Raw genomic sequence first — 24245 nt, 5'->3', positions numbered from 1 at the left:
GGATTCGAACATGTCCTCTGATTTCATCGTCTTCCCCGCGACTCCCGAGCACGGCGCCGCGGTGGGGGAGATCCACGCGGAAGCCTGGGCCGTCGCGTACCGGCCGTTCTTCGCCCCCGAGTTCTTCGAGCAGGCGGTCGCGCACCGGCGCGGCAAGTGGGGCGCGGTGCTCGCCGAGACGAAGGACACGATGCTGCTCGCCGCCCGTCCCGGTGAGCGGCCCCTGGCGTACTCGTACTTCGGCGCCTCGCCGGAGCGGCCCGGCGACGTGGAGATCTTCGGCTTCTACAACCACCCGGAGGCATGGGGCAGCGGCGTGGCCGGCACGCTGATGGCGGCCACGCTCGACGCCCTGCGCGCGCGGGATGTCGGCCGCGCGCACCTGTGGACGCTGCGCGACACCGCGCAGTCACGCCGCTTCTACGCCAAGAGCGGCTTCACCGAGTCGGGCGCCACGCGAGGCCACGACTTCGGCGACGGCAACCCGATCGACCAGGTCGAGTACGAGATCACGCTCTGACCGGCCCGAGCCCGAGCCCGGGAGCGGGACCGGAACCGGAACCGGAACCGGAACCGGACGAGCATCGAGACCGGCCCCCGGCTCCTGAGGCCGTCAGCCGGCTCGGAGCCGGTCGAAGAGCTGGAGCGCCGCCTGCCGCACGTCGTCGGGCGACAGCCCGTCCAGTGTCTGCCGGGCGTGGTCCGCGTCGCGCGTCGTGGCCAGCGTGATGGCCACGGACGTCGCGGCGGTACGGTCCAGCGACCCTGCGGGCGCGGCGTCGGCCAGTTCCTGGGCGCTCGCGGCGAGGTCGAGGTTGTCTGTCAACGGGCCTCCTCGGTTGCATACAACACGGCCCATTGCACCATGTCAGCTTCTCGGCCGTAAACGACCGAGCTCGCAGCTCCTCGCCGTCGATGGCGCCGACGGCCGGGGTCCGCGTCAGGCAGCGTGACTCAATGCCCGCCCGCCGCGCCGGATCGTCGCCGGGCGGTTCGGCGTCCTGGTTCGCGATGACCGCGTGCTGGAACGCGGAGAATTTTGTCGGGTCTGCTGTGTATGTTGGCGCCGTGGCGGTGGCAGCGACTGCGGGCGGAGATGGCGGGCGTGGCCGGTACGCCTACCGGTTGCGCGTGTCGTCCGCGGCGTGTGCCGGGTTGCTGGCGGAGTGGGATCGGTGTCGCTGGGTGTGGAACCAGTGCGTGGCCACCTCCCGCGCCGCGCACAAAGCAAAGCTGGAGTGTGGTCCGGCGAGGCTGGACAAGCTGCTGACCGGCTGGCGGGCCGAGTACGGGTGGCTGGCCGGTGGGGCGTCGGTGCCGGAGCAGCAGATCATCCGTGACTTCGCCCGCTCCCGCGCCAAAGCGATCGCCGACATCAAGGCCCGGCTGCCGGTCAAGCGGCGGGCGGGGATGCCGCGGTTCAAGAAGAAGGACCTGGCCGGCCCGAGCTTGAACTACACCCGGCGCGGCTTCCGGCTCAAGGACGGCCGCCTGCATCTGGCGGGCGGCATAGTGTTCACGGTGGTGTGGTCGCGTGAGCTGCCCGCCGACCCCTCGTCGGTGCGCGTCTACCGCGACGCTCTCGGGCACTGGTACGCCTCCTTCGTCGTGCCGGCGCCGGTCGAGCCGTTACCCGCGACCGGCCGGGTGATCGGGATCGACTGGGGCGTGGCCCAGATCGCGACCACCACCAGCGACGAGCATGATCTCGCGCACGCCGGGCACGGCCGCAAGGCGGCCGATCGGCTCGCGCGATACCAGCGGATGATGGCCCGCCGCAAACCTCAGCCCGGTCAGTCGGCGTCCAAGGGCTACCGCGAGGCCAGACGGCAGGCCGCCAAGGCGCACCGGAAGGTGGCCCGGCAGCGGCAGGACGCGGCACGCAAGTGGGCCAAGAAGGTCGTGCGCGACCATGACGTGCTGGCGGTGGAGGACTTCCGGCCGAAGTTCCTGGCCAAGACCACCATGGCGCGCAAGGCCGCAGACGCCGCCATCGGCGCGACCAAGGGCGAACTGATCGCCATGGCGCGCAAGCACGGCCGCGGCCTGCGCCTGGTGCATCCCGCGCACACCACGATGGACTGCGCGCGGTGCGGAGCGAGAACCAAGCACGCACTGTCGCTGTCCGAACGCACCTACACCTGCACCACGTGCGGAGCCGTGTCCCCCAGGGACAAGAACTCCGCCCATGTGATGCTCGTCCGGGCTGGTCTGGCCCCGGCTGGTGCTGATCGCCTAAGACCCGACCGTCCGCCGGACAGTCAGGCAGCGTGAGCCAGGAATCCCCCGCCAACAAGCAGGGGAGCAGTCAACACTCCGTGGAACTCCAGGTCGGTCGGCGTCGTATCTCTCGGGGACACCACATACGCGTCTGCCTGCTCGCTGGCCCATCCACTCCCCGACCCCGGCCCGTCATTACGCGCCCGGCACGGCGAGCCCCGACTCGTAGGCGGCGATGACGGCCTGGACCCGGTCGCGCAGGCCGAGCTTGGACAGCACGTTGCTGACGTGCGTCTTCACGGTGTGCTCGCTCACCACCATCGCCTCCGCGATCTCCGCGTTGGACAACCCGCGGGCGATGAGCTGCAGCGTCTCGCGCTCCCTCGCGGTCAGGACGCCCAGCGCCTCGGCGGGCCGGGCGGCCGGGCGAGACGTGAACGCCGAGATCAGCCGCGTGGTGACCTGGGGCGCCAGCAGCGACTCGCCCCCGGCGACCACCCGCACGGCCTTGACCAGGTCGTCGCGGCGGACGTCCTTGAGCAGGAACCCGCTGGCCCCGGCCCGCAGCGCGTCGTAGACGTAGTCGTCGTGGTCGAACGTCGTCAGCATGAGCACCCGGCAGCGAGTCTCCGCGCAGATGACGCGGGCCGCCTCGATGCCGTCCATGCGGGGCATGCGGATGTCGAGCAGGAGCACGTCGGGGTCGTGCTCGCGCACCGCCGCGACGGCCTCGGCGCCGTCGCCAGCCTCGGCGACCACGTCGATGTCCGGCTGGGCGTCGAGGATCATCGCGAAGCCGCCCCGGACCAGCTCCTGGTCGTCGGCCACCACGATCCTGATGCGCTCGCTCACGGTCCCGCCCTTCTCGTCGCTCCGGTCGCTCACGGTCCGGCCCTTGCCGTCGCTCGCGTCCCGGCTGCTCCGGTCGCTCACGAGCCCGCCACCGGAAGCCGTACCGACACCCGGTAGCCCGGCCCGTCCTGGCGAGGGCCGGCCGTGGCGACCCCGCCGCACGCGGCGGCGCGTTCGCGCATCCCGATCAGGCCGTTGCCGCCCGAGGGCAGCCCGCGGCCGGCACCCCGCCCGTCGTCCGTGACGTCGATCATGAGGCTGTCGTCCTCCCAGGTGAGCCGGATGTCGGCGTGACGCGCCCCGGCGTGCTTGACGGTGTTGGTCAGGGCCTCCTGCGTGATCCGGTAGGCGGCCACCGCGCAGTCGGGCGCGAGCGGCCGCGGCTCTCCGGTCGCGGAGAACCTCACGTCCAGGCCGGCGCCGGTGACCTGGCCGGCCAGCGCGGGCAGGTCCTCGACGGTCGGCTGCGGCACCCTGGGCGCCTCGCCCTCCTTCAGGACGCCGAGCATCCGCCTGAGCTGCGTCATCGCGTCACGCCCGGCCGCGGCGATCGCGTCGAACGCGGCCTCGGCACGCGCCGGGTTCGTCCGCACCACCACGGGGCCCGCCTCGGCCTGCACCACCATGATGCTGACCGCGTGGGCGAGGATGTCGTGCATGTCGCGGGCGATCCGGGCCCGCTCGCGCTCGGCGGCTCTTTCGGCCTCCACCTGACGCTCCCTCTCCAGTCGGGCGGCCCGTTCCTCCAGGGCCGCGGCGTGCGCGCGGGACGTGGCGCTCGCCCGGCCGACCGCGTACGCGGCGACGAACACGACGACCCCGCGCAGCGCCGTCTCCGACGAGCCGACCACCAGCAGGCCGCCGGTGAGCGTCACGACCAGCATGACCAGCCGCTTCCAGCGGGGCGACAAGGCGGCGACGGTGTAGAAGGCGACGGTCGCGCCGTACCAGATGGGCTGCCGGGCGACCTCGTCGGCCAGGTCGTACAGGGCGCCGACGCACAGGCTCGTGATCAGGACCGCAACGGGCGCCCGCCGCCGCCACACCAGGGGCAGCGAGGCGCCGGTCGCGACCGCGTACCCCCACCAGTCCCACGGCTGCCCGGTCGAGTTGTGACCGGTCAGGAGCGGCCAGAGCTGCGCCAGGAGGATCACCGCGGCCAGCGCCGCGTCGACCCAGAGGTGGGGCAGCTCGTCCAACCGCCGGCGCGCGGCCTCGACGAAGGGCGGATAGGACGGTGGGGAGGACACGGCGTCCCAGTCTGCCGCATGTCCGGCAGGTCGCCTCGGCCGCCCTACGTCGCGGACGCCCCGTTCCCTCGCGCGGACGACCCGCTCCTTCTCGCGTACGGCGTCAGGCATGGGCGAGGGCGTGACGCGGGGTCGCCGCGCCGCGACGGGAGAGCTGCACGAACGAGACCAGCAGCAGGAGGGCGCCGACCGGGATCAGGTCGCGGTCGATGGTCGGCAGGGTGAAGTCGAGGAACACGAGGACGGGCGTCCACATGCGCGCCTGCCGCCGAACGGCGAGCTGGGTGACGAGCACGAACTGCGCGACGTAGAACAGGAACGGTCCGGCGTCGTAGACGGCCAGCGACACTCCCGGCACGGCCTTGACCTGGTCGAACAGCGGCCCCATCGCCGCGTGGTCAGCGGCCGTGAAGCCCACGACGATGTCGATGGCGAACTGGGTGAACGCGCAGGCGACGCCGGCCACGCCCATCGCCACGGCGGCCGTGGCGAGCGCGTTCCGGTCCAGCCGGCGCCTCAGCTCCCAGAAGATCGGGAGGAACAACACGAGGGCCGCCATGAAGGCCAGATGCCCGGTCGTCCAGGCCAGACCGGGCCCCCTCTCGCCGTCGAACCCGTCGACGATGCGGATCACCCCGTACGCCATGATCAGCAGGGGGGCGGCGACGAAAGCGGTGCGGACGTTCACGGAGGACCTCCAGGGGGCGTTGTGCTTACCCCGGTAATCCTCCGATTTCGCTGGTCAGGGCGGATCGCCGCGAGGAGCGATCCTCGGTCTCACTCCTGGGAGGGAGTCGATCGCCCGTACGACGGGTCCGCCCCCGCCGGTCCGCGTGGGCGCGGCCGGCGGGCGAGGGCGGTCCTTCGCGGTCCTTCAGGCGGGCGGGTTCTGGGGGATGCGTTCGAGCAGGCTCTGCATGTCGTCGGCGTGCTCCTCCTCCTTGGCGAGCAGCTCCTCGAACACCCGCCGCGTCGTGATGTCGCGCTCGCCCAGCCACTGGATGATCTCCGTGTACGTGGCGACGGCGACCCGCTCGGCCACGAGGTCTTCCTTGATCATGTCGATGAGCCCGCGGCTGGCGTCGTACTGGGAGTGGGAGCGCTTGGTGAGCGTGTCGGGGTTGAAGTCGGGCTCGCCGCCGAGCTGGACGATCCGGGCCGCGAGCTTGTCCGCGTGCTCCTGCTCCTCGCCCGCGTGCTCCAGGAACTCCTGCGCGACGGACTCCGACTGGATCCCGGAGGCGGTGTAGTAGTGGCGCTTGTAGCGCAGCACGCACACCAGCTCGGTGGCCAGGGCCTCGTTGCACACCTGGATCACGCGCTCCAGGTCGGCGCCGTACGCGTCGGTGATGGGACCCTTGCCGATCTCGGCGCGGGCCCGTTCGCGGATGGTGGTGATGTCGGTCAGGAACTCAGCCATGGGCTCCCTATGCCCACAGGACGGATGAAGACTCGCCCGGCCGCAGGTCGGGCGGGGGTGCGGCCGATCAGCGGAAGAACTCGGTGAGGACGGGGGCGAGGGCCGCCGGCTTGACCATGTGGGTCTGCCCCTCAAGGGTGCGGTGGCGGGCCGCGGGCAGCGTCTCGGCCAGCGACCGGACGCCGTTGCGCATCCACGCGGGGCTCTTGCCGCCGTCGATCACCAGGGTCGGCACGGTGACGCCCGCCCAGGATCCCGCCGGGAGCGGCTCGCCCCGCTCGTAGGCGGTCACGAACGCGGCGTCGTAGGCCAGCGTGTGGGCCACGGCCTTCAGCCCCGACCAGGCCGGCATGAGCCGCATCATCGCCACCATGACGGCCGGCATGCCGACGCCGGAGCGCATGAAGTAACGGACGGCCTCGGAGCGGCGGCCGGCGGCGACGAGCTCCCGCAGGCGCTCCTGGTAGTCGGCCGGGATCGGCGGCCGCGAGCGGTCCACGATGAACGGCGGCTCGTACACCGCGAGCTTCGCCACCGGCACGCCCGCGTCGGCCGCGGCCAGGGCCAGGGCCGCTCCGGACGAGACGCCGTACAGGCGCACGTCGCCGCCCGCCTCCTCCACCAGCGCGGCCAGGTCGTCGATCTCGCGTCGCGGGTCGATCGCCGCCCCGGCGGCCGGGGGAGCGTCGCCGCTGTCGCCGCGGCCCCGGCGGTCGTAGGTGTAGACGGTGAAGTCGCGGGCGAGCGCCTCGGCCAGCGCGGGGTTGGGGCCGAAGGCGCGGTGGCACATCGCACCGTCCACGAGCACGACGGACGGGCCCTGGCCGACGCGGCTGTAGGCGATGGTGGTGCCGTCACTGGAAACGACCTTGTTCATGTCTACCTCCTCAGGTGAGTCGAGCGTTTCACCGACAAAAAGATTTGTCAAGGCTTGAGCTGGGAGGCGTCGGTCGCGGCCGGCGGGCGGAGTGGGTGGGGCCGGGCGGTCGAGGAGGTCGGGCGCGAGGTCGTCGAGGGGGCGGACGCCAGGTGGTCGGGGGGCCGAGGGGGAGTGGGGGTGGTCGAGCGGTGCGGGCGCGAGGTGGTCGAGGGGGGCGGGCGCCGGGCGGTCGGGCGGCGAGGGGGTGGAGCGGCGGGGGGACGCGGGCGTATCCGGCAAGTCCTGTGCGGCCGGGGGAGGCGTCGCGGGACGCCCTCTCTCGCGCATGTCCGGCCGTTCCCCGAGGGGCGCTCGGGGGCGATAGCCGCGCGGCCGCGTATAACGAACACCATTGGTGCGCAAAAACATTCTTCAAGTCGCGCCTAATCGCCTCCCCGGAGGGCCGGCGGAGCCGTGAAACCCCAGGTGGCGACGGGTCTCGCGGCTAAACCGGGGTCGACGTATGGAATGGCGCCCTGATCTTTGCTGGCGATTTACCGCCGCCAAGCAACCGGCTTTTTCACCGGGCCTCCCGGTCAAGTCTGATTTGCTCTCCATGATAAGTGGTGATTTATCGGCTTATGGGTGGTACGGTCCGGTTTGACAGTGAAAGTCCGACTCGGGGGAGGGGACTATGGGCACCACAAATGGATTCCGGCAGGGCTGGGGACCGTGCTGGAGGCGTCGCCGCTGCGGTTGGGGCGGCGGCTGTGGATGGCGCCGGCGCTGGGGCGGCTGCGGCTGGGGAGGCTGCGGCGGCGGCGGCTGGGGCGGCGGCGGAGGATGGTGGTGGTAAATCCACCTCAGAGCCGGCGGGTCTCCCGCCGGCTCTCCTTCACGCCCGGGGACCGGGCGGACCGTCCCACGCTCGCGCCGGCGGTGACCATCCGCCGGACGTTCCGCGAGTTCTGGCCGGGTACGCGGGGACTGCGCCGGCTCTTCGTCGCCGGCACGGTCCTCGCCATCCTGGCGGCGGTCTGCGAGGTCGCCGCGATCGCGCTGTTCGGCCACATCACCGACAAGGTGCTCACCACCCGCGTGCTGTCCGCCTTCTGGGCGCCGGCGCTCGCTTGGCTGGCCCTTGCGGTGGTGGCCGGAGTCATGTCGTTCGGAGGGGCGTACGTCACCGCGCTCGGCGCCGAACGCTTCCTGCTGAGCCTGCGCGACCGGGTGTTCGCCCACGTGCAGACCCTGTCACCGGACTTCTTCGAGAACCGGCGCCTCGGCGACCTGATGGCCCGGCTCACCGACGACATCGAGGCCATCGAGCAGCTCGTCGGCTCGGGCATGGTCAAGGTGCTCACCACGGTCGTCAGCGTGGTCTTCTTCGCCGGTGCGGCGTTCTTCATCCGATGGGACCTCGCGCTCGTCACCCTGGCGCTGGTCCCCGCGTTCCTGCTGGTGTCGAAGCTGTTCGCCGCGCGGTTCCGCGTGGCCGCCGCCAACGAGCGGCTCAGCAACGGCGCCATGAACAGCGTCATCGAGGAGAGCCTGGCCAACCAGTCGCTCGTCCAGGCCTACAACCGGCAGACCACCGAGTCGCGCCGGCTGCACCGCGAGGGTCGCGGCTGGCTGCGCGCCAACATGTGGCAGGCCCGGCTGTCCGGCCTGTACGGGCCGATGGTGCAGGTCCTGCAGACCATCTGCATGGTCGTCATCCTCGGCGTCGGCGCCTGGGAGATCGCCGAGGGCCGGCTGACGATCGGCGGGCTGCTCGCCTTCGCCGCGTACCTGGGGCTGCTCTACCCGGCCGTGCAGAGCCTGGGGGAGATCGCCCTGACCGTGTCCGAGGCGGCGGCCGGATCCGACCGCGTCATGGAGATCCTCGACGCCCGGCCCAGCGTGAACGACCGCGCCACCGCCCTGACCCTGGTGTCGCGCAGCCACGGACGGATCGAGTTCGAGGACGTCGGCTTCACCTACCCGGGCCGCCACCGGCCGACGCTGCGGCACCTGTCGCTCACCGCCCAGCCGGGCGAACTGATCGTCTGCACCGGGCCCAGCGGGGCGGGCAAGTCCACGCTGGCCAAGCTGCTGCTGAGGTTCTACGACCCCGACCAGGGCCGGATCCTCCTCGACGGCGTCGACATCCGCGACCTGACCCGGTCCTCCCTGCGCGAGGCCATCACGATCCTGCACCAGGAGAGCATGCTGTTCTCCGGCAGCGTGCGGGAGAACATCGCCTACGGCCGTCCCGGCGCCACGTTCGACGAGGTGGTCAAGGCCGCCGTCCTCGCCGGGGCGCACGACTTCATCACCGCGCTGCCCCGCGGGTACGACACGCCGGTCGGCCAGCGCGGCCGGCAGCTTTCCGGCGGCCAGCGGCAGCGCATCGCCATCGCCCGCGCCCTCGTGCGCGACGCGCCCGTGCTCGTGCTCGACGAGCCGATGACCGGGCTCGACGAGGTCACAGCCGCCCGCGTCATGGAGCCGCTGCGACGGCTCATGACGGGGCGCACCACGATCCTCATCACGCACGACCTGCGGCACGTGCCGGAGGGAGCGCGCACGATCGTGCTCGAACCGCTGCGCTCCCAGGCCCGGATCCGTCTCAAGCGGCTCGGGGCCCGGCTCGCGGCCGGCGCCGGCGTCTAGCCCACCATGGTCCCGCCGCATCAACGCGGGTGCGGCGGGGCAGGTGAGCCATGAGGCGGGCAGGTGGTACGGATGACGAAGACCTCCGGGAAGCTGAGAAGGAAGCCGTACGAGGAGGAGCTCCTGCGGTTGCAGGGGGAGCTCGTCAAGCTCCAGGAATGGGTGCGCGACGGCGGCCGGCGGGTCGTCGTGATCTTCGAGGGGCGCGACGCCGCCGGCAAGGGCGGCACGATCAAGCGCGTCGCCGAGTACCTCAATCCCCGCGTCGCCCGCATCGTCGCCCTGCCCGCGCCCACCGAGCGCGAGCGGACGCAGTGGTACTTCCAGCGCTACGTCGAGCACCTGCCCGCCGCCGGGCAGATTGCGCTGTTCGACCGGAGTTGGTACAACCGGGCCGGCGTCGAGCGGGTCATGGGCTTCTGCACGCAGGAGGAGTACACCCGCTTCCTCCACCAGTGCCCCATCTTCGAGCGGCTGCTGGTGGAGGACGGGATCCTGCTGCGCAAGTACTGGTTCTCGGTCAGCGACGCCGAGCAGGAGCGCCGCTTCCGCAGCCGGCTGGATGACCCGATGCGGCGCTGGAAGCTGTCCGAGATGGACCTCCAGTCGTTCATCCGCTGGGAGGAGTACTCCCGGGCCAAGGACGAGATGCTCGTCCACACCCACATCCCGGAGGCCCCCTGGCACGAGGTGGAGAGCGAGGACAAGCGGCGGGCCCGGATCAACATGATCTCCCACCTGCTGTCGTCGATCCCGTACCGGGAGGTGGACAGGCCGTCGCTGGCCATTCCGTCCCGGCCGCCGGAGACGGGCTACCGGCGGATGGCCCGCATGGACATCGCCGTGCCGGACGCGGCGTCCGGCCTGCCCGTCCAGGGCGCGCCGTGAACGAGGCGCTCAGGGTGCCCGTGGGCGGAGGAGTCAGGCTGGACGCGGACCTCGCCCTCCCGTCGGGCCCGGCGGGTCGCCCCAAGGGGCTGGTGCTGTTCGCCCACGGCAGCGGCAGCAGCCGCCACAGCCCGCGCAACCGGCACGTCGCGGAGCGGCTCCAGGCGGCCGGGCTGGCCACCCTGCTCGCCGACCTCCTCACACTGGAGGAGGAGCGGGAGGACGCGGTGACGGGCGAGCTCCGGTTCGACATCGGCCTGCTGGCGCGCCGGTTGGAGGCGCTGAGTGACTGGGCGCAGACGGACGCCCGTACCGAGGGACTGCCGACCGGGCTCTTCGGGGCCAGCACGGGCGCGGCGGCGGCCCTCGTGACCGCCGCGTCCCTGCCGGACCGGGTGCACGCGGTGGTCTCGCGCGGCGGCCGGCCCGACCTCGCGGGGGACCGCCTCGGGCGGGTACGCCAGTCCACGCTGCTGATCGTCGGCGGCGCCGACCCGCTGGTCCTCGACCTCAACCGTCAGGCGATGGAACGGCTGGCGGGGGAGAAGCGGCTGGAGATCGTGCCGGGGGCGACGCACCTGTTCGAGGAGCCCGGCGCCCTGGACGAGGTGGCCCGCCTCGCGACGGCGTGGTTCAGCACGTACCTGTAGGTGCGCACGTACCGCCGGGCACCGCACCCCCGCCTCGTCACCGATGTCGCGACAGGTAGGCGTACGCGCCGCCCGCGACGCCCTGGAGCCCGACGGCCACCGCCAGCGCGACGCCCGGCCCCCAGCGCAGGATCAGCCACGCGCCGCCGCCCGCGCCCGCCAGCAGCAGGAGGACGGCCCCGAGCCGCCGCCCCCAGCCGGCGCCGTCGCCCCCGGCCAGCGCCGAGTGCGCGCCGAGCGCGGCCAGCGTGCTGGTGATCACGGTGGTGGTGATGTCCGACACCCCCGCGAGCCGGATGCTCGCCGTACGCAGCCCCATCGCCAGCCCCAGCAGGCAGATCACCGCTAACCGGCGCCCGGACGTGAGCCCGGCGAACGCCACGACGGTGGCCGCCACCAGCAGCACGGACTCGACGACCAGCGCCAGCAGCGGCCAGCGCGGCACGGCCCTGGCCAGCCGGCCGGACACCACCGTCCCGCCGACGAACCCCGCCAGCGCCACCAGGCAGCCCGGGGTGGAGAAGTCCGGCGAACCGCCGAGGGCCATGCCGAGGACGACGACGTTCCCCGTCATGTTGGCCACGAAGACGTGCCCGAGGCCCAGATAGGAGACGGCGTCCAGCATGCCGCTCACCAGCGTCAACGACAGCGGCAGCACCGCCCGCCCGGCCCGCGGCTGCGCACCCCCCACCCGCCTCACCTCCCGCCCCTCACGGTACGGACGGGAACCCCCGGGCACGGCGAACGCCACGAACCTCGTCACCCCGAGGCGGTGATGACCTCCACGGCCGCCTCGACGTCGGCGACCACATGACCGGGCGCCTCCACGTCGGCGGGCCACGCCGCGACCCCGCGATCCACCCACACGGTCCGCATCCCCGCCGCCCGCCCGCCCACGACGTCGTTGACCGGATCGTCCCCCACGACCCAGCCCCCGCCGCCGAGACCGAAGCCGCACCGCTCGGCCGCGATCTCGAACAGCCGCGCGTCCGGCTTGCGCACCCCCTCGGCCCCGGAGATCGCCCACCCGTCCACCCGCTCGGCCAGCCCGGACCGCCGGATCTTCCCGAGCTGGTTGTCCTCCATCCCGTTGGTCACGACGCCGATCCGCCACCCGGCGTCCCGCAGCCCCTCCAGCGCCCGCAGCACCGGCTCCCGGCACACCACGAGCCGCGGCAGCTCGGACCGGTACTCCGCCCACAGCTCCTCGACGGGCTCCGGCAGCGAGAACCGCTCCCGTACCCGGCCGAAGAAGACGTCCATCGGCAGGCTGCCGTCATCGTCCAGCCGCACCATCCACTCGGCGGCCCCGTCGCCCAGCCCCCGGCGATCCGTGAACTCCGTGACCCAGCGCCGGAAGGCGTCCAGCCGATCGACGAGCGTGTTGTCCAAGTCGAAAAGCACCAGTCGCTGCATGATCATCACCTTAGAGGGATTCATGGCGGAGCGTTCCCGCTGATCAGACACTTCCGTCAAGGATCTGGCGGATTCCTCGATTCTTTCTGCCGGAAGGTTGACGTAAAAAAGGGACGAAGCTTACGTTTCCTGCGTGTCAACGACGCCCAACGGAGTGCACGCGCTCGTCCGCCGCTCCCACGAGGAGCGCGTGCTGCGCGTCCTGCGCCAGCACGGCGCGCAGAGCCGCAACGAGATCGCGGCGCGGGTAGGCCTGTCCCGGACCACGGTCTCCGAGATCACCGGTGACCTGCTCGGCCGCGGCGTGATCCGGGTCGTCGACACCGACGCCGTCGAACGCGTGGGCAGCGGCCGGCCGGCCGAGCGGCTCGCGCTGGACCCGGCCTCCGGGCAGTACATGGGCGTCGACTTCGGTCACCGCCGCGTGAACGTCCTGGTGGCCGACGCGGCGCACGACATCATCGCGTCCGGGACGTCGCGCTACGAGGAGTCGGCGCAGTGGCCCGAGCGCCTCGACGCCGGGCTGGCCCTGATCGAGCGGCTCAGCAACGACACCGGCGTCCACTACGGCGCGCTCCAGGCCATCGGGGTCGGCGTGCCGGGCTGGGGCGACCGCTCGCGCGCCGACGGCGTGGCGGAGGTGTTCGCCGAGCGCTTCCACGCCGCGGTGATCGTGGACAACAACGTCCGCTTCGCCGGGCTGGCCGAGGCGTTGCACGCCCAGACCGACTCCGTGCGCGACCTCATCTACCTGCGCCTGTCCGACGGCGTGGGCGGCGGGCTGGTGGTCGGCGGCCAGCTCGCGCGCGGCTCCAACGGGTACGCGGGCGAGCTCGGCCACGTGACCGCCGTCCCGGGCGGCGACCAGTGCCGGTGCGGCAAGCGCGGCTGCGTCGAGACCGTGGCGTCGGTCCCGGCCATCCTCGGGCGGTGCCGGCGGCTCGGCGTGCCCATGGAGTCCCTCGACGACCTCAAGGCCGCCGTGGACATCGCGCACCCGGTCGTCGACGAGGTGCTCCGCGAGGCGGGCACGGCGGTCGGCCGGATGCTCGGCACCGCCGCCATGACGCTCAACCCGAGCGAGATCGTGCTCGGCGGCGACATCGTCGAGATCGCCCCCGCCCTGATCCGGCAGGTCACGTCCACGGTCACCTACGAGCTGTCGTGGCTGACCGACGCGGCGCCGGTGATCCGACCGGCCCTGCTCTCGGACGAGAGCGGGGCACTCGGGGCCATCGCGGCCCTCTTCCATGAATCCCCCCTGCTCGCCGGATACGAGGCGAACGTCACGACGGACGGAGGCCGACAGTGGCCGTGATCAATGCGGACGCCACCAGGGCCGCGACGCCCCGGACGCGCAAGAGCCGGACCTTCCTGGTGCTCAACATCGTCTCGGTGGTGGCGGGGGTGGCGATCTGGTGGGGGCTGTCCCTGGCGGGGCTGCAGTTCCCGTCCCCGGCCGAGGTCGTCGCGGCCGGCTGGACGATGATCCAGGACGGCTCGCTGGTCACCGACGTCGGCGCCTCCCTCGGGCGGGTGCTGGCCGGGTTCGCCCTCGGCTCGGTGGCCGCCGTCCTGGTCGGCTTCGTCATGGGGTGGTACACGGTCGCCCGCGGCCTGTTCGAGCCGTGGATCCAGTTCTTCCGCACCATCCCGCCGCTGGCGATGCTGCCCCTGGTGCTGGTCCTGATGGGCATCGGGGAGAGCCCGAAGATCTTCGTCATCTTCCTGGCGGCGTTCCTGGCCTGCGTCATCTCGACGTACCAGGGCGTGGTGAGCGTCGACCGGACGCTCATCAACGCCGGCCGGGTGCTCGGCGCCGGCGACGGGACGATCTTCGCCCGCGTCGTGGTGCCGGCCTCGACACCGTTCATCCTCGTCGGCATGCGGGTCGGGCTCGGCTCGGCGTGGGGGACGCTGGTGGCCGCCGAGCTGCTGGCCGCCCAGGCGGGGCTCGGGCACCGGATGCAGAGCGCGCAGCTCTACTACGACCTGCCGACCATCTTCGTCGGCATCATCACGATCGGGGTCCTCGGCCTGATCATGGACCGGCTGCTCATGCTGGCCGGCAACAAGCTGACGGCCTGGCAGGAGAACCGATGAGCACTCCCAAGATCTCCGTACGCGACGTCGAGAAGATCTTCCCCGTCGGGAACGAGAACTTCGTCGCCCTCGGCGGCGTCTCGCTCGACATCGCCGACAACGAGTTCGTGACCGTCGTCGGCCCCTCCGGCTGCGGCAAGAGCACGCTGCTCAACATCCTGGCCGGGCTGGAGAAGCCCACCGGCGGCACCGCGCTGGTGGACGGGAAGCCGGTCTCCGGCCCGGGCCCTGAGCGCGGCGTCATCTTCCAGCAGTACGCCCTGTTCCCGTGGCTGACCGTCCGCGAGAACGTCGAGTTCGGCATGCGTACCGCGAAGGTCCCCGGCGACGAGCGGCGGCGGCGGGCCGAGCACTTCATCCGCCTGGTCGGCCTGGAGCAGTTCGCCGACGCGCTGCCCAAGACGCTCTCGGGAGGCATGAAGCAGCGCTGCGCGATCGCCCGCGCGTACGCGGTGAACCCGTCGATCCTGCTCATGGACGAGCCCTTCGGCGCGCTGGACGCGCTGACCCGGGTGCGGCTGCAGGAGCAGCTCCTGGAGACCTGGAGCAAGGACCGGCGCACGGTCATGTTCATCACCCACGACGTCGACGAGGCGGTGTTCCTCGCCAACCGGGTGGTCGTCATGGGCGCGCGCCCCGGCCGGATCGTCGAGGTCATCGACGTCGACCTCCCCTACCCACGTGACGAGGACATGAGGCTGAGCCCCGAGTTCGGGGAGCTGCGCAACCGCGTCTGGCATTCCGTGTACCACCAGCGGCAGATCAAGGAGCCCGCGCAATGAGAAAGACCTTCGCCGCCGCCGCGGCGGCCGCCGTCGTGGCGCTGTCGGCGACCGCCTGCTCGTCGGACGGCTCCGGCGGCGCGGACGGCGCCGCCCACGTGGACTTCGGCTACATCGCCGACTTCAACGGCGCCAGCCTGCTCGCCGTCGCCGACGCCCAGGGCCTGTGGAAGAAGCACGGGATCGACGTCAAGACCAGCGTCTTCACCAACGGCCCGCTGCAGATCCAGGCGCTGGGCACCGGCGATCTCGACTTCGGCTACATCGGCCCGGGCGCCATGTGGCTGCCCGCCACCGGCAAGGCCAAGGTCGTCGCGATGAACACGCTCGGCAACGCCGACCGCGTCATCGCGCAGGCCGGCACCACGAGCATGGCCGCCCTGAAGGGCAAGACCATCGGTGTGCCCGAGGGCACCTCCGGCGACATGATCCTCACGCTCGCGCTGCGCAAGGCCGGGATGACCAAGGACGACGTCAAGATCGTCCCCATGGACGCGTCCACGATCGTGTCGGCGTTCACGTCCAAGCAGATCGACGCGGCGGGCTTCTGGTACCCGGCTGTCGGCACCATCAAGAAGACCGTCCCCGACCTGGTCGAGCTGGCCAAGAACGAGGACTTCGCCGACACGGTGTCGTTCCCGACCGCGTTCGTCGCCGGCAACGACGTCGTCACGAAGGACCGCGCCAAGGCCGAGAAGGTCGTCGCCGTGCTCCGCGACGCCATCCAGTACCGCAGCGACCACCTCGACGAGACGATCGCCGCCACCGCCAAGATGCTCAAGCAGCCGCCCGAGCAGGTGAAGGCCGACGCGGCCAACTCCAAGGTGCTGTCGCTGTCCGAGCTGGACGGCTACACCAAGGACGGAACCATCGACAAGTGGCTGAAGGGCATGAACGACTACTTCACCGGCGCCGGCAAGCTCACGGGGGCCGTCGACCCGAAGACCTACTACACCGGCGACCTGTTCACGGGCGCCGCCAAGTGAACATCCTCTTCCTGATGACCGACCAGCACCGGGCCGACACCCTGGGCGCCTACGGGAACCGGCTGGCCGCCACCCCGGTCCTCGACGAGCTGGCCCGGACCGGGACCCGCTTCGACCGCTGGTACACCCCCACGGCGATCTGCACGCCGGCGCGGGCGAGCCTGCTCACCGGGCAGGCGCCGTTCCGGCACAAGCTGCTCGCCAACCACGAGCGCAACGTCGGCTACCTGGAGGACCTGCCCGACGACCAGTGGAGCTTCTCCGGGGCGCTGCGCGAGGCCGGCTACAACTGCGGGCTCATCGGCAAGTGGCACGTCGGTCACCACCGGCGGGCGGCCGACTTCGGGTTCGACGGGCCCGACCTGCCGGGCTGGCACAACCCCGTCGACCATCCCGACTACCTCGACTACCTGGCGGCCAACGGCCTGCCGCCGTACGAGATCCACGACCACATCCGCGGGACGCTGCCCAACGGCGGACCGGGCAACCTCCTCGCCGCGCGGCTGCGCCAGCCGGTCGAGGCGACGTTCGAGCACTACCTGGCGACGCGGGCGATCGAGATGCTCGAACGGTACGCGGCCGCGCCCGAGCCGTTCTTCCTGCAGCTCAACTTCTTCGGCCCGCACCTGCCGTACATCGTGCCGGACGAGTACTTCGACATGTTCGACCCCGAGCTGGTCGAGCTGCCCAAGTCGATCGCGGAGACCTTCGCCGGCAAGCCGCCGGTGCAGGCCAACTACAGCGCGCACTGGACCTTCGACACCATGCCGCTGGAGATGACGCGCAAGCTCATCGCCGTCTACTGGGGATACGTCGCACTCATCGACGCCCAGATCGGGCGGGTCATGGACGCCATGCGGCGCCTCGGCCTGGCCGACGACACGGCCGTGTTCTTCACCTGCGACCACGGCGAGTTCACCGGCGCCCACCGCCTGCACGACAAGGGCCCGGCGATGTACGAGGACATCTACCGCACGCCCGGCATCCTGCGCGTTCCGGGCCAGCAGCCCGGCCTCGTCCGCACGGAGTTCGTCAGCCTGCTCGACTGCACGGCCACCATCCTCGAACTGGCCGGGATCGACCCCGCTCCCGCCGTCGACTCGCGCAGCCTCGTGCCGCTCGCGTCCGCCGGCGAGGTGGCGTGGGAGCAGGACATCGTCTGCGAGTTCCACGGCCACCACTTCCCGTACCCGCAGCGCATGATCCGGACCGACCGCTACAAGCTGGTCGTCAACCCGGACTCCACGAACGAGCTGTACGACCTGTTCACCGACCCCGACGAGCTGCTCAACGTCTACGGCCATCCGGAGATGGAGGCGGTGCGCGGGCGGCTGATGCGGCGGCTGTACCAGGTGCTGCGCGACCGGGGCGACAACTTCTACCACTGGATGACGTCGATGTACGACGTCGGAGACGTCTCCTACGACCCGACGATGAGCGGGCTCGACGAGGCCACCTATCGGTGACACCGATGAGACGTCCCAACATCGTCATGATCCTCACCGACGACCACGCCGCGCACGCCGTCGGCGCGTACGGGTCGGTGGTGAACCGGACGCCGCGGATCGACGAGATCGCGGCGCTCGGCGCCCGGTTCGACAACTGCTTCGCGACCAACGCGCTGTGCTCGCCGAGCCGGGCCAGCATCCTGACCGGCACGTACTCGCACGTCAACGGGGTCACGACGCTGGTCACGCCGATCGACGCCGCGCAGCCGACGTTCGTGAGCCGGCTCAAGGCCGCCGGCTACCGCACCGCGGTCGTCGGCAAGTGGCACATGGGCGACGGCCCAGGTCATGACCCGCAGGGGTTCGACTACTGGGACGTGCTGATCGAGCAGGGCGAGTACGTCGACCCCTCGTTCCTGTCCGAGGACGGGCTGCGCACCGTCCCCGGCTACGCCACCGACCTCATCACGGACATGGCGCTGGCCTGGGCGGACGGGCTCGACGGCGACGACCCGTGGTGCCTGCTGATCTACCACAAGGCGCCGCACCGCCCGTGGGAGCCCGATGAGAAGCACGCCGGGACGTACTCCGACCCCATCCCGGTGCCCGCCACGTTCACCGACGACCACGCGACACGCTCCTCGTCGGCCCGGCGCTCGGCGATGCGGATCGCCGAGCACCTGAACGCCGAGGACCTCAAGCAGGACCCGCCCGAGGGGCTGTCCCCCGAGGAGACGGCGCTGTGGAAGTACCAGAGGTACATGGAGGACTACCTGGCCGTCGTCGCGTCGGTCGACGACAACGTGGGCCGGGTCGTCGACTGGCTCCGCGCACGCGGCGACTTCGATGACACGCTCCTGATGTACTGCTCCGACCAGGGCTTCTTCCTGGGCGACCACGGCTGGTTCGACAAGCGCTTCATGTACGAGGAGTCGCTGCGGATGCCGCTCGTGCTGAGCTACCCGCGGCGGATCCCGGCGGGCCAGGTGCACACCGGGATCGTCACCAACGTGGACTTCGCGCAGACCGTGCTGGACGCGGCGGGGGTGCCGCACCACCCGCGGATGCAGGGCCGCAGCTTCCTGGCCGACCTGACCGGCGAACCGGGCCCGCCGCCCGCGGAGGGGATGTACTACCGCTACTGGGAGCACGACGACGTCTTCCACAAGGCGCCGGCCCACTACGGCTACCGGACGTCCCGCTACAAGATCATCTATTTCTACAACGACGGCCTGGGCCTTCCCGGCACGGGCCCGTTCACCTACAGCGGCGAATGGGAGCTGTACGACCTGGAGACGGACCCGGACGAGCTGCGCAACGTCTACCACGACCCGGCCTACCGCGCGGTCCGCGAGGAGATGAAGGTCCGCATGTACCGCGCCCAGGTGGCCCTCGGCGACGAGCCGCATCACGGCCAGCCGCTGCCCGAAGGGATCTGAGGTGTCGGGAAGCTGTTGCACGCCCGCGACGCCGGGCCCGCCGAGGGGGTCCGCCGTGCGGTTCGCGGCGCGCGGCCGGCACGGGATCGAGCAGGTCCGGCTGGCCGGCGGCGCGTTCATGATGGGCGACGCCACCGGCGACGGCAACCCGGGCGACGGGGAGACACCCGTCCACCAGGTCACGGTGTCGCCGTTCTCGATCGACGCCACCGCCGTGACCACGGCCGACTTCGCGGCCTTCGCCGAGGCGACCGGGTATCGGACCGAGGCGGAGGAGTACGGCTTCTCCGCCGTGTTCCACCTGGCCCTGCGCGCCCGCCCCGGCGACGTGATGGGCCCCGTGCCCGGCACCCCCTGGTGGGTCGGCGTGCGCGGCGCCGACTGGCGGCACCCGGGCGGCGCCCTGTCGTCGGCGGAGCCCGATCATCCCGTGGTCCACGTGAGCTGGAACGACGCCGTCGCGTACTGCTCGTGGGCCGGCCGGCGCCTTCCCACGGAGGCCGAATGGGAGTACGCCAGCAGGGGCGGCCTCGACGGCGCCCGCTACCCGTGGGGCGACGACCTGCCCGAGGACGAGTGGCGGGTGAACATCTGGCAGGGCGTCTTCCCCACCGAGAACACCGTGGCCGACGGCCACCTGGCCACCGCTCCGGTCCGCGCGTACGCGCCCAACGCGTACGGGCTCTGGCAGACGGTGGGGAACGTGTGGGAGTGGTGCGCGGACTGGTACGCGCCCGACTACTACGCCTACGCGCCGCCCGACGACCCGCGCGGCCCGCTCCGCGGCACGGCGCGGGTGCTGCGCGGGGGCTCGTTCCTGTGCCACGACTCCTACTGCAACCGTTACCGCAATTCGGCGCGGTCGGCGAACACCCCGGATTCGTCGATGGCCAATGCCGGATTCCGCACCGTTTCTGACAGTGGCATTGACTGAGGCGGAGACGTTTCGAGAACCGTTTTGTCGTCTATTCAGTGACGAAATGTTTCTCACTAGCGTTTCCTTTCACGCGGGGCACCGGCGTCCCGCGCGGCATTGGAGGAGATGACCGATGAAGAACATCGACCGGCGGTCCCTGCTGGCGGGCGCCGCCGGCATCCTGGGGGCCGCGGCGCTGCCCGCCACGGCGACGGCCGCCACGGCGACCACCGCCGCGCGGCGGTATCCGGCGAACTGGCCGGCCCTGGAGCCCTACGGCCTCGCGGACACCCGGCCGGACCTGTGGCCGCGCGAGGACAACTCCTTCGTGCTCCCGCTCGAACTGCGTCCCCGCGACAAGGAACGCGGTCAGGTCTGGATGCGCGACACCTACGTCAACTGCTTCGTCGTCGAAGGCCGTCCCCTGTACGTCGCCACGGGCACCACCCGCGTGCCCGGGCTCCAAGCGGCCGGCCCCTGGAACGACGGCATCTTCGTGTGGACCGCGCCGTCCCTGCGGGGGCCGTGGAAGCTGGCCGACACCACCGGCGTCCGGCCCGGCGCCGAGCGGGGCAAGGTGTGGTCGCCCGAGTTCGTGGGGGAGAACCGGCCCGGGCGCACGGTCGTCGCCCCGTGGCAGGAGTACTGGTACGACACCCAGTTCGGCAAGCGCGGCCAGGCCTGGGCCCCGGAGGTGCACTACTTCCGCGACACCTGGTACATCGTCGCGTGCATGGGCGACCACTCCCGCAAGGTCGGCTCGTTCATGCTCGTGAGCGAGGGCGGGATCGAGGGCCCGTACCGGCTGGTCGAGGGCAACCACGACAAGCCCTTCGGTGACCCTCTCGTCGGCGGGCCAAAATTCATCGAGCCCGGCGCCTATCACCACATTGACGGCGGCCTTTACACCGAGGGCGACGACGCGTGGCTCGTGCTGCACAACAACTTCTACGCGAAGTTCCGGGACGACATGGAGGACATCGTCCCGACCACGAATCTCCCCCAGTTTCAGCAGACGCCCTACTCGCCCGAGCCGTATCTCGAGGGCGCCTACGTGTTCAAGCACGGCGGCAAGTACTACCTCGTGCACGCCGCGTGGAACCGGACGTCGACCGACCCCGACGGCAGCACCCGGTACGCCTACGACCCGCCGGGCCCCGGCCGCACGCAGTACCAGTACGACGCGATCGTCGCCGTGTCGGACCGTTTCGAGGGACCGTATTCCGAGCGGTGGACCGCGGGGGTCGGCGCCGGCCACAACAACGTCTTCGTGGACCACGGCGGCCGGCTGTGGGCGACCTTCTTCCGCAACCCGAACTTCGGCTACTGGGCGGACCCGTCGCGCGTGGCCGACGCGGCCGTGGCGGGTGTCGTGCGGATGGAATGGACCGGCCCCGAGGGCGACCGGCTGTACGTCCAGCGCCGCAACCGGAGTCACGGAGGTTGACTTAACGGCCCCGACAAAATAGATCATGTAGGGTCAGCCCGGCATACCCCCCAACGGCCTGGAGCCCGCAGTGCCGCACATGTCCCGTCGCCAGGTTCTCTCCCTGCTCCCCGCCGCCGGCCTGCTCGCCGCAGCCGCCCCCGCCCAGGCGCGTACGTCAGCCGGGATCGACCATGCCCGGTTGATCGCCAACACCGTCGCGATGCTCGCCGGAACCCCCGACGTCAACGCCCGGCCCGAGGTCGCCCCCAAGCTCGCCTCGATCCTCGCCACCGCCACGCAACGGCTGAGCGCCATGGACAAGGCGGGCGACGGCGAGCTGTTCGCCGGCCTGCGGCTCGGCACCGACGACGTCAACCTGCGGCTGGCCTTCCAGTACCTGTACGAGATCGCTCTCGCGACCCGCACGCCGGGCGGCCGGCTCCTCGACGACGCGACCGCCCAGCGGCGGGTCCTCGACGGCCTGGTGTGGCTGCACGAGCGCTACTTCGGCGACCAGTCGAAGGGCTACTACGGCAACTGGCACAACTGGGAGATCGGCATCCCCACCCACGTGAGCAGGACCCTGGCCCTGCTCGCCGACAGGGTGCGGGCGGAACGACCCGACCTGACGGCGACCTACCTCGCCTCCATGGACGCCTACCTGCGCAGCGGCAAGAACGGCGACGTCGACCTCGACTCCCGCTTCCACACCGGGGCGAACCTGGCCGACATCACCGCCAACCGCATCCTCCAGGGCGCTCTGACCGGCGACGACGCCCGCGTCGGCAAGGCCATCTCCGACCAGGCCACCGTCTTCGCCACGATCGACCCGTACAACCTCCAGCACGGCAACACCGACGGCTACTACCGTGACGGCTCCTTCATCCAGCACCACTCGGTCGCCTACACCGGCTCGTACGGCAAGGCCCTGCTCACCCGCGTCGTCCAGACCCTCAAGACGCTGGAGGGGGCGACGAGCACCTCGGCGGACCTGCCCGGTGTGGTTCACCGCTGGGTCGCCGACGGCTTCGCCCCGCTCATCTTCGAGGGCTGGCTGATGGAGATCGTCAAGGGACGGGCGGTCTCGCGCACCGGCACCGGGTACGCCGACGTCGGGGTGGTCGTGGAGGCCGTCGCCGACCTCGCCGACCACGTCGAGGACTCGCTTCCGCTGAAGAAGTACGTCAAGTTCCTGCCCGCCGCCGACCCGACCGCCTTCGTCTCCCCGGTCAGCATCGCCCGGTACGCGGCCATCCGCGCCGACGCCGCCATCCCGGCCGCCGACCTCAACCCGCCGGAGCGCTGCGTCGCGTTCAACGCCATGGACCGCACCGTCCACCGGCGCCCCGGCTACGCCTTCGCCCTGGCCCGCAACTCCGAGCGGATCAGCAAGTACGAGTACATGAGCGGCGAGAACCTCATGCCCTGGTTCCAGGGCGAGGGCGCCTTCCACCTCTACCTCGCCGGCGAGGACCAGCGCGAGGTCTTCGGCGTCGACTACTACACGACCGTCTCGCCGTACCGGCTGGCCGGGATCACCGCGCCGGTGGAGGAACGGCGCACCGTCCCCGAGCTGTACGGCGGCCGGCTCTGGTACGAGAACCCGGGGCACCCGCTCAACTTCACCTCCTCGTCGGAGTCGCAGAACACCTACGTGTACTTCCCGCGCGCCGGCCACGCCTTCTCCGGCGGCGCCACCCTCGGCGCGTACGGGGTGGCCGGCATGGTGCAGTCCGACGACGTCGCGTACACCGCCAAGCAGGCCGGCATCCTGCCCGACGACTTCGTCGTCTACCAGAACGCCCGCGCGACCAAGTCGTGGTTCATGCTGGACGACGAGATCGTGGTGCTGGCGGCGGGCGTCTCCGGCCAGAGCGGCCGGGACGCGGTGACCACCGTGGACAGCCGCATCGCCGCCCCCTCGGACGCGGTCGCGCTGAGCGGGGAGGGCTGGGACGGCAAGGCGTGGCAGGCCGGCGACACCAGGCCGCCCCGCTGGCTCCGGTACGCCAACGACACCCGCCGCACCGCGATCGGCTACGCGTTCCTGAGCCGGCAGCCCGTGACGGCCGGGATGGAGACCGTGACCCGCAGCCGCCGGGTCGTCCGCACGTCCAACCCCGACACGGCGGTGACCAAGAACGTCTTCACCGCCTCCGTCACCCACCCGGCGTCCGGCGGGCTCTCCTCGTTCGCGTACGCCCTGGTCCCGAACGCGACGGAGGCCGCTCTGCGCCGTTACACACGCGGCCCGCTGACCGTCCTCGCCAACAGCGGCGACGTGCAGGCGATCAGGCACGAGGGGCTCGGGATCGTCGCGGCGAACGTCTTCACCGACGGCCCGCACCTGGCGGGGCGGCTGCTCGTCGAGGGCCCGGCCTCGGTGATGGTGCGATCAGGGGACCGTACGGTCGTGGCGCTCTCGGACCCGACGATGAAGCAGGACCGAATCTCGATCCTGCTTCCGGGCGCGCGACTCAAGGTGGACAAGGCGGACGAGGGAGTGACGGTACGGCGGGTGCCGGGCGGCACGCTGGTGCAGGCGACGACCCGGCACGCCTACGGCCGCACCTTCACCGCGTCCCTGCGCCCCGCGTGACCCGGAGCGCCCATTCGGCCGAGTCCGGCGCCCGGACCCGCACCGTCAGCGTCGTCCTGAAGGGCGATCACCTCGTTCACCATCGTGTCCTCCGCGCCCACGGGATCGCGCGACTGCGAGTTCTGTGCGCGGCCGGAGCGGCTAGTCCCGTGACGACGAGACCGGCTGGACGGCCGGCATCAAGACAGGTGCGAAACTCCGCATAACCCCTGGCCAAGGCCGCGGCTCACCCGCCGCCGCTCCGAAGTCCCGCACCGGAGCGTCGCAGGTTGTGCCCCGAAAGTGATCCATTTGTCGGTCCGGGTCGCTAGCGTTCCCGCAACGCGGCGGCGG

Annotated in this window: 22 protein-coding genes; 14 read left to right on the top strand and 8 right to left on the bottom strand. The window is 71.5% G+C overall.

The window, feature by feature from the left end; all coding sequences use genetic code 11:
- Positions 1–10 precede the first annotated feature (10 nt).
- Positions 11–520 (top strand): GNAT family N-acetyltransferase, encoded by a 510-nt coding sequence (locus HTZ77_RS39130; protein WP_175594817.1) that lies wholly within the window; start codon positions 11–13, stop codon positions 518–520.
- A 93-nt stretch (positions 521–613) separates the two neighbouring features.
- On the opposite strand, the gene HTZ77_RS39125 is transcribed toward HTZ77_RS39130, so the two are convergent.
- Positions 614–826, bottom strand: a complete 213-nt coding sequence (locus HTZ77_RS39125) for a hypothetical protein (protein WP_175594816.1) — start codon at positions 824–826, stop codon at positions 614–616.
- Positions 827–1011: 185 nt separating this feature from the next.
- Between HTZ77_RS39125 and HTZ77_RS39120 the strand changes: the two genes are divergently transcribed.
- Positions 1012–2274: an RNA-guided endonuclease InsQ/TnpB family protein gene (locus HTZ77_RS39120; protein WP_407940640.1), complete on the top strand. Its 1263-nt coding sequence runs from the start codon at positions 1012–1014 to the stop codon at positions 2272–2274.
- Positions 2275–2415: 141 nt separating this feature from the next.
- On the opposite strand, the gene HTZ77_RS39115 is transcribed toward HTZ77_RS39120, so the two are convergent.
- The 5 genes from HTZ77_RS39115 to HTZ77_RS39095 all read right to left on the bottom strand — a co-directional run bounded on the left by HTZ77_RS39115 (position 2416) and on the right by HTZ77_RS39095 (position 6619).
- A complete protein-coding gene (locus tag HTZ77_RS39115; RefSeq protein WP_328809043.1) occupies positions 2416–3072 on the bottom strand; it encodes a response regulator transcription factor in 657 nt (218 codons plus the stop codon).
- A 77-nt stretch (positions 3073–3149) separates the two neighbouring features.
- The gene (locus HTZ77_RS39110) at positions 3150–4322 is read right to left on the bottom strand and encodes a sensor histidine kinase (RefSeq protein ID WP_328809034.1); all 1173 of its coding nucleotides are present in this window, start codon (positions 4320–4322) and stop codon (positions 3150–3152) included.
- Between the two features lie 103 nt (positions 4323–4425).
- Positions 4426–5010, bottom strand: a complete 585-nt coding sequence (locus HTZ77_RS39105; protein ID WP_175594813.1) for a hypothetical protein — start codon at positions 5008–5010, stop codon at positions 4426–4428.
- A gap of 186 nt (positions 5011–5196) precedes the next feature.
- Positions 5197–5742 carry a ferritin-like domain-containing protein gene (locus tag HTZ77_RS39100; RefSeq protein ID WP_175594812.1) on the bottom strand — a complete coding sequence of 182 codons (546 nt, stop codon included), beginning with the start codon at positions 5740–5742 and terminating at the stop codon, positions 5197–5199.
- Positions 5743–5809: 67 nt separating this feature from the next.
- Entirely contained in the window at positions 5810–6619 is an 810-nt protein-coding gene (locus HTZ77_RS39095; RefSeq protein ID WP_175594811.1) for an alpha/beta fold hydrolase, read from the bottom strand.
- Between the two features lie 714 nt (positions 6620–7333).
- Between HTZ77_RS39095 and HTZ77_RS39090 the strand changes: the two genes are divergently transcribed.
- From HTZ77_RS39090 to HTZ77_RS39080, 3 genes are all read left to right on the top strand, one after another.
- A complete protein-coding gene (locus HTZ77_RS39090; protein ID WP_328809033.1) occupies positions 7334–9256 on the top strand; it encodes an ABC transporter ATP-binding protein in 1923 nt (640 codons plus the stop codon).
- A gap of 72 nt (positions 9257–9328) precedes the next feature.
- On the top strand, positions 9329–10144 hold the full coding sequence (gene ppk2 / locus HTZ77_RS39085) for a polyphosphate kinase 2 (protein WP_175594810.1): 816 nt from the start codon (positions 9329–9331) through the stop codon (positions 10142–10144).
- Complete coding sequence (locus tag HTZ77_RS39080; RefSeq protein WP_175594809.1) at positions 10141–10794, top strand: dienelactone hydrolase family protein; 654 nt, start codon at positions 10141–10143, stop codon at positions 10792–10794. Before ppk2 ends, HTZ77_RS39080 begins: the two co-directional genes overlap by 4 nt.
- Before the next feature lie 37 nt (positions 10795–10831).
- On the opposite strand, the gene HTZ77_RS39075 is transcribed toward HTZ77_RS39080, so the two are convergent.
- Positions 10832–11485, bottom strand: coding sequence for a YoaK family protein (locus HTZ77_RS39075; protein ID WP_205304519.1), 654 nt, complete (start codon positions 11483–11485; stop codon positions 10832–10834).
- 68 nt (positions 11486–11553) lie between these two features.
- A complete protein-coding gene (locus HTZ77_RS39070; protein ID WP_175594808.1) occupies positions 11554–12210 on the bottom strand; it encodes an HAD family hydrolase in 657 nt (218 codons plus the stop codon).
- Between the two features lie 133 nt (positions 12211–12343).
- Here HTZ77_RS39070 and HTZ77_RS39065 point away from each other — a divergent pair, with 133 nt between their 5' ends.
- The 9 genes from HTZ77_RS39065 to HTZ77_RS39025 all read left to right on the top strand — a co-directional run bounded on the left by HTZ77_RS39065 (position 12344) and on the right by HTZ77_RS39025 (position 23912).
- The gene (locus HTZ77_RS39065) at positions 12344–13528 is read left to right on the top strand and encodes an ROK family transcriptional regulator (protein ID WP_205304518.1); all 1185 of its coding nucleotides are present in this window, start codon (positions 12344–12346) and stop codon (positions 13526–13528) included.
- Complete coding sequence (locus HTZ77_RS39060) at positions 13519–14313, top strand: ABC transporter permease (RefSeq protein ID WP_175594807.1); 795 nt, start codon at positions 13519–13521, stop codon at positions 14311–14313. Before HTZ77_RS39065 ends, HTZ77_RS39060 begins: the two co-directional genes overlap by 10 nt.
- Positions 14310–15095: an ABC transporter ATP-binding protein gene (locus tag HTZ77_RS39055; RefSeq protein ID WP_175594806.1), complete on the top strand. Its 786-nt coding sequence runs from the start codon at positions 14310–14312 to the stop codon at positions 15093–15095. The genes HTZ77_RS39060 and HTZ77_RS39055 overlap by 4 nt, the downstream gene beginning before the upstream one ends.
- Positions 15092–16081 carry an aliphatic sulfonate ABC transporter substrate-binding protein gene (locus HTZ77_RS39050; RefSeq protein WP_175594805.1) on the top strand — a complete coding sequence of 330 codons (990 nt, stop codon included), beginning with the start codon at positions 15092–15094 and terminating at the stop codon, positions 16079–16081. Before HTZ77_RS39055 ends, HTZ77_RS39050 begins: the two co-directional genes overlap by 4 nt.
- Positions 16078–17547, top strand: coding sequence for a sulfatase-like hydrolase/transferase (locus tag HTZ77_RS39045; protein ID WP_328809032.1), 1470 nt, complete (start codon positions 16078–16080; stop codon positions 17545–17547). Before HTZ77_RS39050 ends, HTZ77_RS39045 begins: the two co-directional genes overlap by 4 nt.
- A gap of 5 nt (positions 17548–17552) precedes the next feature.
- The gene (locus HTZ77_RS39040) at positions 17553–18968 is read left to right on the top strand and encodes a sulfatase family protein (RefSeq protein WP_175594803.1); all 1416 of its coding nucleotides are present in this window, start codon (positions 17553–17555) and stop codon (positions 18966–18968) included.
- A 1-nt stretch (position 18969) separates the two neighbouring features.
- Positions 18970–19902, top strand: a complete 933-nt coding sequence (locus tag HTZ77_RS39035; RefSeq protein WP_456237993.1) for a formylglycine-generating enzyme family protein — start codon at positions 18970–18972, stop codon at positions 19900–19902.
- A 115-nt stretch (positions 19903–20017) separates the two neighbouring features.
- Entirely contained in the window at positions 20018–21331 is a 1314-nt protein-coding gene (locus HTZ77_RS39030; RefSeq protein WP_175594802.1) for a family 43 glycosylhydrolase, read from the top strand.
- 79 nt (positions 21332–21410) lie between these two features.
- Entirely contained in the window at positions 21411–23912 is a 2502-nt protein-coding gene (locus HTZ77_RS39025) for a polysaccharide lyase family 8 super-sandwich domain-containing protein (protein WP_175594801.1), read from the top strand.
- Positions 23913–24245 lie beyond the last annotated feature (333 nt).

It is taken from the genome of Nonomuraea montanisoli (genome assembly GCF_013363975.1).
GTDB classification, from domain to species: domain Bacteria; phylum Actinomycetota; class Actinomycetes; order Streptosporangiales; family Streptosporangiaceae; genus Nonomuraea; species Nonomuraea montanisoli.
This window is presented reverse-complemented; position numbering and strand designations above follow the sequence as displayed.